Source organism: Achromobacter sp. (assembly GCF_036567245.1).
Lineage (GTDB): Bacteria > Pseudomonadota > Gammaproteobacteria > Burkholderiales > Burkholderiaceae_B > Achromobacter.
In genome coordinates this window covers 1-12079 of the sequence record NZ_DATCUY010000316.1, presented here as the reverse complement: position 1 = coordinate 12079, position 12079 = coordinate 1, and the positions used below count along the sequence as shown (strand labels likewise).

The 12079-nt window shown below is 67.8% G+C and carries 14 protein-coding genes; 5 read left to right on the top strand and 9 right to left on the bottom strand.

Annotated elements, in window-relative coordinates:
* Both VIR09_RS13930 and VIR09_RS13925 read right to left on the bottom strand, forming a co-directional pair.
* On the bottom strand, positions 1 to 1278 hold a 1278-nt coding region (locus VIR09_RS13930), incomplete at its 3' end, for an aconitase family protein (protein WP_332013395.1).
* Between the two features lie 101 nt (positions 1279 to 1379).
* Positions 1380 to 1976, bottom strand: a complete 597-nt coding sequence (locus tag VIR09_RS13925; protein WP_332013394.1) for a TetR/AcrR family transcriptional regulator — start codon at positions 1974 to 1976, stop codon at positions 1380 to 1382.
* A gap of 112 nt (positions 1977 to 2088) precedes the next feature.
* Between VIR09_RS13925 and VIR09_RS13920 the strand changes: the two genes are divergently transcribed.
* From VIR09_RS13920 to VIR09_RS13910, 3 genes are all read left to right on the top strand, one after another.
* Positions 2089 to 3144 carry a sugar phosphate isomerase/epimerase family protein gene (locus VIR09_RS13920; RefSeq protein ID WP_332013393.1) on the top strand — a complete coding sequence of 352 codons (1056 nt, stop codon included), beginning with the start codon at positions 2089 to 2091 and terminating at the stop codon, positions 3142 to 3144.
* 29 nt (positions 3145 to 3173) lie between these two features.
* Positions 3174 to 4046, top strand: a complete 873-nt coding sequence (locus tag VIR09_RS13915; protein WP_332013392.1) for an alpha/beta hydrolase — start codon at positions 3174 to 3176, stop codon at positions 4044 to 4046.
* 80 nt (positions 4047 to 4126) lie between these two features.
* Positions 4127 to 4816: an HAD family phosphatase gene (locus VIR09_RS13910; RefSeq protein WP_332013391.1), complete on the top strand. Its 690-nt coding sequence runs from the start codon at positions 4127 to 4129 to the stop codon at positions 4814 to 4816.
* Positions 4817 to 4844: 28 nt separating this feature from the next.
* Here the strand turns inward: VIR09_RS13910 and VIR09_RS13905 are convergent, their stop codons facing one another.
* Positions 4845 to 5618, bottom strand: coding sequence for an SDR family oxidoreductase (locus VIR09_RS13905; protein ID WP_332013390.1), 774 nt, complete (start codon positions 5616 to 5618; stop codon positions 4845 to 4847).
* 152 nt (positions 5619 to 5770) lie between these two features.
* Here VIR09_RS13905 and VIR09_RS13900 point away from each other — a divergent pair, with 152 nt between their 5' ends.
* Complete coding sequence (locus VIR09_RS13900) at positions 5771 to 6289, top strand: MgtC/SapB family protein (protein WP_332013389.1); 519 nt, start codon at positions 5771 to 5773, stop codon at positions 6287 to 6289.
* Between the two features lie 10 nt (positions 6290 to 6299).
* Here VIR09_RS13900 and VIR09_RS13895 read toward each other — a convergent pair whose 3' ends face one another.
* The 6 genes from VIR09_RS13895 to VIR09_RS13870 all read right to left on the bottom strand — a co-directional run bounded on the left by VIR09_RS13895 (position 6300) and on the right by VIR09_RS13870 (position 11713).
* Complete coding sequence (locus VIR09_RS13895) at positions 6300 to 7046, bottom strand: SDR family oxidoreductase (protein ID WP_332013388.1); 747 nt, start codon at positions 7044 to 7046, stop codon at positions 6300 to 6302.
* Positions 7047 to 7090: 44 nt separating this feature from the next.
* A complete protein-coding gene (locus tag VIR09_RS13890) occupies positions 7091 to 7459 on the bottom strand; it encodes a cupin domain-containing protein (protein WP_332013387.1) in 369 nt (122 codons plus the stop codon).
* Between the two features lie 94 nt (positions 7460 to 7553).
* Entirely contained in the window at positions 7554 to 8363 is an 810-nt protein-coding gene (locus VIR09_RS13885; protein WP_332013386.1) for an AraC family transcriptional regulator, read from the bottom strand.
* A 53-nt stretch (positions 8364 to 8416) separates the two neighbouring features.
* Positions 8417 to 9409, bottom strand: coding sequence for a formylglycine-generating enzyme family protein (locus VIR09_RS13880; RefSeq protein ID WP_332013385.1), 993 nt, complete (start codon positions 9407 to 9409; stop codon positions 8417 to 8419).
* A gap of 93 nt (positions 9410 to 9502) precedes the next feature.
* Positions 9503 to 10162, bottom strand: coding sequence for a DNA oxidative demethylase AlkB (alkB, locus tag VIR09_RS13875; RefSeq protein ID WP_332013384.1), 660 nt, complete (start codon positions 10160 to 10162; stop codon positions 9503 to 9505).
* 6 nt (positions 10163 to 10168) lie between these two features.
* Entirely contained in the window at positions 10169 to 11713 is a 1545-nt protein-coding gene (locus tag VIR09_RS13870) for a phospholipase D family protein (protein WP_332013383.1), read from the bottom strand.
* A gap of 97 nt (positions 11714 to 11810) precedes the next feature.
* Between VIR09_RS13870 and VIR09_RS13865 the strand changes: the two genes are divergently transcribed.
* A partial coding sequence (locus VIR09_RS13865) for a helix-turn-helix transcriptional regulator (RefSeq protein WP_332013382.1) occupies positions 11811 to 12079 on the top strand: 269 nt, incomplete at its 3' end.

The following is a 12079-nucleotide window of genomic DNA, read 5'->3' as shown; positions in this document are numbered from 1 at the left end:
CAACAAGCGCGGATCCGACGTATTGGTACAGCTGGTGATGGCGGCTATCGCGACCGCGTGACGGGGCAGGCCGCTGGCGGCGGCCGCGGGCGTAGCGGCCAGCTCCGCCAGGATCGCCTTGGTGTGGCCGTAGGGATGCAGGTCTTGCGGCCGCCTTGGGCCTGCCACATGCATTTGCACGCGGTCCAGCGCGATGTCGACCACGCGGGTGTAGCGCGGCTCGGCGGCCGGGTCGTAGGCGATGCCGGCACGTTCGGCGTAAGCCGCTACCCGCGCGATCAGGGCTTCGGGCCGGCCTGTCTGGCGCAGGTAGGCCAACGTTTCCGCGTCTATCGGGAAGTAGCCCGTGGTGGCGCCGTACTCGGGCGCCATATTGGCGACCACGCAACGGCTGCCGGCCGGCAGCGTGGCGACGCCCGGTCCGTAGAACTCGACGAATTCCCCGGACACCCCGATCTCGCGCAGGCGCTGGGTCACGGTCAGCGCCAGATCGGTGGCGCTCGCTCCCGGCGCCAGCGCGCCGCTCAGGCGCACGCCGATCACATCGGGAATGCGCAGCAGGGTGGGCATGCCGAACATCACGGTCTGCGCTTCCAGGCCGCCCACGCCCCAGCCCAGCACGCCGATGCCGTTGACCATGGGCGTGTGGCTGTCGGTGCCTATCATCATGTCCGGATGCAGGGCGATGCCGTCGGCGTCCTCCCGCGCACAGACCACGGTGGCGAGTTGCTCCAGGTTGATGGTGTGCATGATGCCGGTGCCCGGCGGATGGATGCGCACGTTGGACAGGGCCTTGGAGGCCCAGCGCAGGAAGCGGTAGCGCTCGGCGTTGCGGCGCAGTTCCAGGTCCAGGTTCAGCGTTGCGGCATCGGCGCGGGCATAGGATTGCACGGCCAGCGAATGATCCACCGATACGTCGACGGGCAGCACCGGGTTCAGCGTGGCAGGATCCATGCCGGCCTCGGCCAGGGCGTCGCGCATGGCGGCGATGTCGACCAGCGCCGGGGTGCTGGTGGTGTCGTGCATCAGCACGCGCCCGGGTTGGAAGGCGATTTCGGCTTCGCTGGTGCCGTGCTCCAGCCATGCGAATAGCGCCGCCGCGGCCGCGTCGCGTTCCGCGCCCTGCATGTTGCGCAGCGCGTTCTCCAGCAACAGTCGCAGCACCACGGGCAGGCGGAAGTACCCGGCGCCGTACATGGCGGGCAGGTCCAGGCAGGTATGGCGGGCGCCGTTCAGGGTGAAGCGGGCGTGGAGGGGCGTGGCGGCAGGGGTGTCCATGGCCGCCATTTTGCATATTGAATTGTCAAAATGCAATTAAAGAAAATCGGGGTCAGATTATTCCGACCTCCCAGGGAGGCTCGTACCCCCAGGGCCAGCGACTAGCGCATGACGGCGTCCAGCGCGCTCAGGGCAGGCGGGATCATGGCCAGGAGACGGGCTTTGCCGACGCCGTCCCGGGCTTGCACCGAGAGGCCATGCAGCACCACGGCGTAGTAGTCGCCCAAGGCCTGAACATCGGTGCCGGGCTTGAGTTCGCCCGCCTGCAGCGCGGCTTCGAGACGATCGATGATGGACTGCGTGCGCGCCTTGCGATGGCTGGTGAGCCATGCCATGACGGCTTCGTTCTCGGCAGCGTAATTGGTGGCGGCCGACACCACCATGCAGCCTTGCGGACGGCCGCGTCGGGTGTAGGTGGCGACCGCGTCGGCCAGCAGCTTGGCGATGGCGTCGCGCACACCCTCCGTGCCTTCCAGCGCCTTCTCGGCGAAGGCGCCGTCGCCCGCCTCGTAGCGCGCCACGGCTTCGCGGAACAAGTCCTGCTTGGAGCCGAAGGCGGCATAGAGTCGTGCCGAAGCCAGTCCCGTCGCGGCCACCAGGTCCGCCATCGAAGTGCCCTCGTAGCCTTGCTTCCAGAACGCAAGCATCGCTTGCTGAAGCGCCAGGTCGCGGTCGAATTCTCTGGGTCTGCCTGCCATGACGGTCTCGTTGAAATGAACTGAGGCGCAGTGTACCACCGCGCTTGCGCTTGCAGCCGATCCGCGCATCGTCTATTCTTTGTCGTTCGACAAACAATTAGATTGAGAATTCATGCAAACGATCAAAGGCCCCAGCCTGCACCTGGCCCAGTTCAGCGACGCCGTCGCTCCCTTCAACAGCCTGCCCGCCATCGCCGAATGGGCGGCGGGCATGGGTTTCAAGGCCCTGCAGATTCCGGCCTGGGACCAGCGCTTCTTCGACGCCGCGACGGCAGCCGCGAGCCAGGACTATTGCGATGAGATCAAGGGCACGCTGGCCCAGCATGGCCTGGTGGTCAGCGAGCTGACCAGCCACATCTACGGCCAGTCGCTGGCGGTGCATCCCGCCTACGACGCCATGGTCGACAACTTCGCGCCGCCCGAGGCGCGCGGCAATCCGCAAGCCCGCACGGCGTGGGCGCGGCAAGGCCTGCTGGACACGGCGCGCGCATCGCGCAGGTTGGGCCTGACCGACATGGGCACGTTCTCGGGCTCGCTGGCCTGGCCCTATCTGTTCCCGTTTCCGCAGCGCCCCGAAGGCTTGATCGAAACGGCGTTCGATGAACTCGCCAAGCGCTGGCTGCCGGTCCTGGACGAGTGCGAAGAGCAGGGCGTGAACCTGTGCTTCGAGATCCATCCCAGCGAAGACCTGCACGACGGCATTTCCTTCGAGATGTTCCATGAGCGCGTGGGCGGTCATGCGCGCTGCGCCATCCTGTTCGATCCCAGCCACTTCGTATTGCAGCAGCTGAACTACCTGGAGTACCTGGACATCTACAAGGACTACATCCGCATGTTCCATGTGAAGGATGCGGAGTTCAATCCGAGCGGACGGCAGGGCATCTATGGCGGATACCAGTCCTGGATCAACCGGGCCGGGCGCTTCCGTTCGCTGGGCGACGGGCGGGTGGACTTCAAAGGGATCTTCTCGAAGCTGGCGCAGTACGACTACCAGGGCTGGGCCACGCTGGAATGGGAGTGCTGCCTGAAGGACCAGGAGACCGGCGCGCGCGAAGGCGTGGAATTCATCAACCGCCACATCATCCCGGTCACGTCCAAGGTGTTTGACGACTTCGCCGGCGCCGCCATCGACAAGCAACAGATCAACGCCCTGCTGGGCATCGCATGAACGGCCCTGCGCCCCATCGGACAGCATCAATGAAACACCAGAATCCTTCCTTCGACGCCTTCGCGCACCAGTACGTCCTGGTCGACGGGCACCGCATCCACTGCGCCACGGCGGGGACAGGCACGCCCGTGCTGCTGATCCCGGGCTGGCCCCAGACCTGGTACACGTGGCGCCACGTCATGGCGGCGCTGGCGCAGGCCGGCTATATGGCGATCGCGGTGGATCCGCCCGGCACCGGCGATTCCGACCGCCCGGCATCCGGCTATGACACCGGCGCGGTCGCCGCCACGCTGCACCAGTTGATGACGCAATTGGGGCACGCGCGCTACCAGGTGGTGGGCCACGACATCGGCATGTGGGTGGCTTATGCGCTGGCCAGCGATTTTCCGGCGGCGGTGAGCCGGCTGGCGCTGACCGAGGCCGTCATTCCCGGCCTGGCGCCGGCGCCCACCATCTTCGCCCCGCCACAGGAGAACATCTTTCTTTGGCACTTCATGTTCAATCAGTTGCACGACCTGCCCGAGACGCTGATCGCGGGCAGGGAAAGGGCCTACCTGACCTTCATGTTCGACAAGTGGTCGCATCGCCGCGACCGGGTCGCGGCCGAGGTCTACATCGACGCCTACGCGGCGCCCGGCGGACTGCGCGGCGGATTCGCCTACTACCGTGCCATTCCGGAGACCATCCGGCAGAACACGCTGCGCGCCCAGCGCATGCTGGAAATGCCTACGCTGGCCATCGGCGCCGAGCATGCAACCCGCGACGCGCCGCTGATCACCATGCGCGAGAATGCCAGGGACCTGCGAGGGGCGATCATTGCCGATTGCGGGCACTTCGTCACCGAGGAATGCCACGAAGCCTTCCTGGAGCAGCTGCTGCCGTTTCTGTCGCGGGAAGGCTGAGCCCAACGGCGCTTCGGCCTGGGGGCGGGGATGCTTGCAGTATGCTTACCCGCTTCATGGACCTTCCCGATGTTGCCGCAATGACTGATTTCCCTTTCGATGCCGTGCTGTTCGACTGCGATGGCGTCCTGGTCGATTCCGAACCCATCACCAGCCGCGTGCTGACCGAGATGCTCAATGAATTGGGCTGGGGCATCACGCATGCGGAAACCATGCAGATCTTCACGGGCAAAGCCGTCAGGGACGAACTGCCGTTGATCGAGTCCCGCACGGGCGCGACGATTACCCCCGACTGGTTCGACCAGTTCCGCCAGCGCCGCAACGCCGCGCTGGATCGGGACCTGCTCGAGATTCCGGGCGCGCCGGACGCGGTGCGGGCGCTGCACGTGGCGCTGGACGGTCGCATCGCCGTGGCCTCGGGCGCGGACCGCCGCAAGGTGGAGCTGCAGCTGGCCAAGGTCGGCATTGCCGATTGTTTTCGCGAACGCGTCTTCAGCGGCCACGAAATGCCGCGCAGCAAGCCCTACCCGGACGTGTACCTGGCGGCCGCGCAGGCGCTGGGCGTGGACCCCAGGCGCTGCGCCATCGTGGAAGACACGGTAACCGGCGCCACGGCCGGCGTGGCCGCCGGCGCCACCGTGTTCGGCTACAGCCCGGACGCCAACGGCCATAGCGGCGCCGAGGCCTTGCGCGATGCGGGCGTGGCCCACGTGTTTACCGACATGGCCGCATTGCCCGGGCTGCTGGCGGCTTGGCGCCAGTCCGCCTAGTCCGGCCTGCGCGCGGGCCGGACTGGTTTCAGCGCGTGTACTGTTCGCCGCCGTCCAGGTCTATCACTGTGCCGCTCAGGTAGCCCGCGCGCGGCGAGGCGCCGAACACAATCATGTCGGCCACTTCGCCGGGTTCCATCAGGCGTCCGAAGGGCAGGTCCGACAAGGTTTCCTGCCAGCGGCTTTCATCGCCCCAGCGCGCCTGGGCGCGTTGTTTGGCCAGCGTCAGCACCCGGTCGGTGCGGGTGCGCGAGGGGTTCACGCCGAACACGCGCACGCCATGGCGCGGCGCGTCCCCGCCCAAGGCGCGGGTGAAGGCGATGAGCGAGGCGTTGCCCGCCGCGCCGCAGATGTAGTCGGCGCGCGGCGCCGAGCCTGCCATGCCGATGATGTTGGCGATGACGCCTGCGCCGGCTTCGCGCATGCGCGGGTAGTAGTGGCGGGCCAGATCGATGTAGCCGTGGACTTTCAGTTCCCAGCCGGTGCGCCAGCGCTCGTCCTGCACCTGGTCCAGCGCCCCGCCGGGCACCGCGCCGGCATTGTTCACCAGGATGTCGATATCGCCTGCTTCCTGGCTCAGGCGCTGCGCCGCGCCGGGCTGTCCCAGATCCAGCGTGACGGCCCGCGCCTGCTTGCCGGTCTGCTCGCGTATGGCCTCGACCGCTGCGCGCAGGGCCGCGTCGTCGCGCGCCACCAATATCGGTTCGGCGCCTTCGCGGGCGAAGGCGAGCGCGCAGGCCAGGCCTATGCCCTTGGACGCGCCCGTGATGAGCACGCGTTTACCGTCTAGCTGCAAATCCATGTAACCCTCCGGTCTGTTCCGTCCGCGACCCTGCGCGGCGTCTGCTCGGTTGTAAACCAGTTGTGCCCACATGTGCCAGTGCGTGCGGCGCATGGCGGCGCCCTCGCGGCGCCTGCTATGCTGATCCGACCTTTTCCCACGAGGGGGCGGCGATGACGGACATCTGGCTGGAAATCTGGTCCACCGTGCGCAGCGAGTTCGCTGACATCCCCGATGTGGGCGAGGCGACCCGCATCGTGCTGCGCCTGAGCGTGGCGATGCTGCTGGGCGGCCTGCTGGGCTATGAGCGCGAGCGCAGCGGCAAGGACGCGGGCCTGCGCACCCACATGCTGGTGGCGCTGGGGGCGGCGATCTTCGTGCTGGTGCCGTTGCAGGGCGGCATGCAGGTCGGCGACCTGAGCCGGGTGCTGCAAGGCGTGATCGCCGGCATCGGCTTCCTGGGCGCCGGCGCCATCATCAAGCTGAGCGGCGAGCGCGAGATCCGCGGCTTGACTACCGCGGCCGGCATTTGGATGACGGCCGCGATCGGCGCGGCGGCGGGCATGGGGCGAGAAGCTACCGCCGTGGTCAGCACGCTGATGGCATTGTTCGTGCTTGCGGTGCTGCGGCGGGTCGAGGCGCGCATCGCCGCCCGGCACGAACAGAAGGTCATTTCATCCGACGCCAAGTAGGACCGGCGTCTCAGTTGCCGCCGGACACCTCGATGAAGGAGCCGCTGGTGTAGCCGGCTTCATCCGAGAACAGCCACATTACGGCGCCCGCGACTTCTTCGACCGTGCCGCCGCGGCGCAGCGGAATCGCGCCTTTCAGGCGGTCCACGCGGCCGGGTTCGCCGCCGCTGGCGTGCATGTCGGTGTAGATGGTGCCGGGACGCACGCCATTGACGCGGATGCCTTCCGGCGCGACTTCCTTGGACAGGCCTATGGTCATCGTGTCCATGGCGCCCTTGGACGCGGCATAGTCCACGTACTCGTTGGGCGAACCCAGGCGGGCGGCCGCGGACGAGACATTGACGATGGCGCCGCCCGGGCCGCCGTGGCGCGTCGACATGCGGCGCACCGCCTCGCGGGCGCACAGAAAGGCGCCGATCACGTTGGTGGACAGCACGCGCAGCAGGCGCTCGGCGCTCATCTGGTCCACGCGCATCTGCTGTTCCAGGATGCCGGCGTTGTTCACCAGCGCGTCGATGCGGCCCAGCTTCTGATCCAGTTCGCCGTACATGCGCAGCACCTGGTCTTCTTGCGAGACGTCGGCCTGCAAGGCGATGGCGCGGCCGCCGCCCTGCACGATTTCCTCGACCACCGCTTGCGCGGCGTCGGCGTTGGCGTGGTAGTTGACGCCTACCGCGTATCCGCGGCGGGCGGCCAGCTTCGCAACGGCGGCGCCGATGCCGCGGCCGCCGCCGGTGACGAGCATGATTCTGGACATGGCTTACTCCTCGTGGGCTTTCACCTTAGCAGATGACAGCCGGCTCAGATCCAGACGTCGTTGGGGGCGCTGCGCTGGCCGCCCTGGTCGCCGGTATTGCGCACGCCGCGCGGCTCGATCAGCAGCATCCTGACCTCTTCGGGGGCACAGGGCTTGTGCTCCACGCCCTTGGGGACCACGGCCATTTCACCAGGGCCCAGGTCGATGTGGCCGTCGCGCAGCTCGATGCGCAGGCGGCCTTCGATGACGATGAAGGTCTCGTCGGTGTCGGCATGGCTGTGCCAGACGAATTCGCCCTGGATCTTCACCAGCTTGAATTGGTAGTCGTTCATCTCGGCGACGACCTTGGGCATCCAGTGTTCGGAGAACAGCGCCAGTTTGTCGGCGAAGTTGATGGGGCGGATATCGGGCATGGCGCGTCCTTCGTACAGGGTTGAACAAGCCCCAGGATAGAAGGCCGCGCGGGCGGCGTCTTGTACGATCGAGCAGCTTTGAGGTGCCTGCGCCTCAGCGGCTGAGCATGCGGCGCCAGCGGTCGGGAGCCATGCCGTAGGTCTGGACGTGGCGGCGCGTCAGGTGGCTCTGGTCGGTGAAGCCCGACGCGGCGGCCGCTTGCGCCAGCGGCATGCCCGCGGCGATCAGGCGCCGGGCCTGAGCTAGGCGGCGCAGCATCACGTAGCGGTACGGGCTGGTGCCGAACAGCGCGCGGAAGTCGCGCGACAGACTCCAGCGGTCCGTGGCCGCGGCGCTGGCCAGCTGCTCCAGGGTGATGGACTGCTCGAGCGAGGCATGGATGTACTGGCGTGCGCGTTCGGCGGCGGCGTAGTCGGCGCTGCGGCGTCCCGGCTTGCCGCCGGCCGCGGCGCACAAGGCATGGCTCAGCTCGTACAGCGCATCGTCCTCCTGCAGCGGGTCGATGGGGTCATGCGTGTCCTGCAGCAGGCTGGCGCTGGCGGCATACAGCCGCGGATCCGCCGAGATGCCGCCCGGAATGAATGGCAGCGGCCGTCCGCCCAGGATCTGCTGGATGAGCGCCGGCTCCACGTAGATCATGCGGTAATGGAAACCGGCGTCGGTGCCCGCCTGGCCGTCGTGGACTTCGTCGGGATGCAGCACGATGGTGCCGCCGGGCAGGCTGTGCCGCAGCCCGCGGCGGTAATGGAAGCTCTGCACGCCGGACAGGGTGCGGCCGATGGCATAGGTGTCGTGGCGGTGCATGCCGTAGCCATGGCCGCCGAAGTAGGCCTCGATGCGCTCCAGCTGGCCCGAGGGCGCGGCGCGCAGTATCCAGTCCTGCTTGGGCGTGGCGGGCGGCATGGGGAACTCTTCTTGAAGACGTGCTGCGGTCTATTCTAGACCCAGGCCAGGCCTCAATCCGCCTCGCGCAGCAGCCGCAGGCCGACCAGCGGATAGCGCGTTTCCTGCGTGTTCCAGTTGCGGTAGGAGGCGCGCGTGTACAGCGCCCAGGTATGCCAGGAGCCGCCGCGGCGCACGCGCACGTTGCCGCTGGCGGGACCTTGCGGGTCGTCCACCGGCGAGTGCGCGTAATAGTCCTCGCCATACCAGTCCGAGACCCACTCCCAGGCGTTGCCGTGCATGTCGTACAGGCCGAAGGCATTGGGCGCGTAGCTGGCGACCGGGGCGGTGAAGGCATGGCCGTCGGCGCGGGCGGAGGCGTGCGCCTGCCATTTGGGCCACAGCGGCGCGGCGTCCGCGTCGAAGCCGTTGCCGATGTCGGGCATGGCGGCGGGATCGTCGCCGTTCTGGTAGCGGGTGCGGGTGCCGGCGCGGCAGGCGTATTCCCATTCGGCCTCCGTGGGCAGGCGGTAGACCTTGCCTTCGGCCTGGGTCAGCCAGCGCGCCAGCGCCGTGGCGTCGTTCCAGCTGATGTTGACCACGGGGTGGTCGTCGCCTTGCGCGAAGCCGGGATTGCGCCAGGAATAGCGGCGGTCGCGCCCTTCGAAGGCGTCGCCGCGTTCGGACTTGTCGGCGTCGTACTGCGGGTTGTAGCCATAGCCGCCGGTGCCGTCGGCTTCCGATTCGGGCACGTAGCCGGACGCTTCGATGAAGCGGCGGAACTGGCCCACGGTGACTTCGGTGCGCTCCATGTAGAACGCGCGGGTGATGTGCACGGCATGCACGGGCGCTTCGTCGGACAGTTGGGCGTAGCGGTCCTGCGGATACAGCGGATAGGCGCGCGCCAGCGCCTCGGGCGCTTCGTCGCTGCCCATCTGGAAGGTGCCGGCAGGCACGCGGACAAAGGTCATGCCGAGCGAATTCTCGATCAGGGCGGGCGGTTCGCCGGACCAGGCAGGCGCCGATATCAGGGTGCAGAACAAAGCCAGGGCGGTGCGTGTACGCATGGGATTCCGGGTGGCGGAGCATGAGGGTGCGCAATAGTAGAGCCGCCGCGTCGGGCCGGCCAGACGCGGGGAACCCTCATGCCGGGGGGCTGCTCAGCCGGCGCGGCGGATGGTGAAGTTGATGCGCTGGCTGCCCAGCCGCGGGTGCGGCAGATCCTTGATGGGCATGATGCCGTGGTAGCGCAGCCGGTCGACGCCGCCCCATACGACCACGTCGCCGTGGAACAGCGGCGTGCGGCTGGACTTGTCCGTGCGCTGGTCGCCGCCGAAGAGGAACATGGCGGGCATGCCCAGGGACACGGAGACGATGGGCGCGCCGTAGTCCCGCTCGTTCTTGTCCTGATGCAGTGACAGCCGCGAGCCGGGCTCGTAGCGGTTGACCAGGCAGGCGTCCGGCTCGAAGCCGGGAAAGCCGGCCTCGGCCGCGGCGGCCTGCGCCAGCCGCAAGAAGGCCTCGGGCATGGCGGGCCAGGGCAGGCCGGAGAGCGGGTCGATGCGGGCATAGCGATAGCCGCGCGCATCGGTGGTCCAGCCCAGTTGCCCGCAATTGGTCAGCGCTACCGACATGGTGTAGCCGCCCGGCGTGTCCATGTGGCGGAAGGGCGCTTGCGCGGCCACCGCGTCGACCCCGGCGAGCAGGGCGTCCACCACTGGCAGCGCATAGCCGCGCAGCACCACGGCTTGCGGGCCGAGCGCGCCGCGTCCGCCTTGCGCCGCGCCATCATCGCCAAACAGGTCCAGGTTGGTCGCCATGTCAGCCTACAGCAACGGTTCCAGCGGCAGCAGCGACACGAACCATACCGACAGGCGCTGCCATACCGTGGTGCCGGGTTCGGTGTCATGGCGGATGGTTTCGCCGTTTCGCTGTTCCAGCCAGTAGAGCTGACCCTTGTCGTCCAGGCAGACGCGATAGGCGGTATTGGGGATGTCGCGCTCGAAGGCCTCGGCGATGCGGCTGGCCAGCGTGGGGCTATCGATGACGAAGCCCAGTTCGGTGTTGAGTTTGGCCGAGCGCGGGTCGAAGTTGAAGGAGCCGACGAAGATGCGCTTGCCGTCGACGGCGAAGGTCTTGGCGTGCAGGCTGGAACCCGAGCTGCCGAAGGGGCCCATGCTCTTGTTGCGTTCGACTTCGCCGCCCAGGCGCTTCATCTCGAAGAGCTCGACACCGGCGGCCAGCAGGTCCTTGCGGCGCTTGGCATAGCCGGAATGCACCACCGCCACGTCGGTGGCTTCGAGCGCGTTGGTCAACACCTTGACCTTGACGCCGCTTTGCGCCATCTGCGCGAAGGACTGGGTGCCGACCGCGGTCGGTACGAAGTAGGGCGATACCAGTTCCAGGTCGGTGCTGGGCGTGCCCAGGATTTCATGCAGCTGATGCGGCAGCATGGCCTCCGGCGGCGCGGTGCCCAGCGTCTTGCGTGGATCGTCGCTGACCATGCGGGTGTCGGCCCACTCCAGCGTCAGTTCGCCGCGCAGCAGTTGCTGGATGAAAGGCAGCTTGCGCATGGCCTCGGCGTAGGCGGCGGCTTCGGGAGAGCGCTCGACCCGGGCGGCGGCCTGCTCCAGCTCGTCCAGTTCGCCGGGACTGGTTTGCTTCAGCAGCCGGTCCACCGGATAGGCCGAGTCGCTGGCCCAGTAGCGGTCGAAATCCACCGACACGTCATTGACCGCGGCGCCGATGGACAGCACGTCCAGGTCGGTGAACAGCACGCCGCTGGCGGCGCCGAAGTATTCGTCGCCGATGTTGCGGCCGCCGATGATGGTGGCCTGGTTGTCGGCGGTGAAGGACTTGTTGTGCATGCGGCGGTTCAGCCGGCTGAAGTCCGTCAGGTAGCCCAGGGGCTTGGGCCAGCGCAGCACGAAGGGGTTGTACAGCCGCACCTCGATATTCGGGTGCGCGTCCAGCGCCGACAGTTCCTGGTCCAGCCCGGAGGTGCCGTTGTCGTCCAGCAGCAGCCGCACGCGCACGCCGCGGTCGGCAGCTTCGTGCAGGGCCTCCAGCAACATGGTGCCGGTCATGTCCTTGTGCCAGATGTAGTACTGCACGTCCAGGCTGCGCTCGGCGGCGCGCGCCAGCAGCATGCGGGCGGCGAAGGCATCGTAGGCGTCAGGCAGGGGGTGGATGCCGGACTGGCCGGGATGTGCGGCGGCCAGTGGCGCGATGGCCCGGCCCAGGGCGGTATCTTGCGACGCCTCGGGAGTCAGGGCGCGGGATTCGCTGCGGTTGTCCAGCGGCGGCAAGCCGCAGCCGCTCAAGAGGCTCAGGCAGAGTGCGGTCATCATCAGGGGTTTGGCCAGGTACATGACCCGTATTGTGCCGAAATCGCGCAATGCGCTGGTTTCGGCTCCTGTCAGCCCATGGAGCTTGACGGTTTTCCGTATTTGAGAGAAATTCTCTTATATGGAAAAAAATACGATATCCGACGCCGATCTGGACCGGCGCATCGCAGGCAGGCTCAAGGCGCTGCGCCAGGAGCGCGGCTGGTCCCTGGACGAGCTGGCCGGCCGCGCCGGCCTCAGCCGCGCTACCTTGTCCCGCCTGGAAAACGCCGAGGTCAGCCCCACCGCCAGCGCGCTGGGCAAGCTGTGCGGGGCCTATGGCCTGACCATGTCGCGCCTGATGCTCATGGTCGAGGACGATTTCGCGCCCTTGGTGCCGCAGCAGGCGCA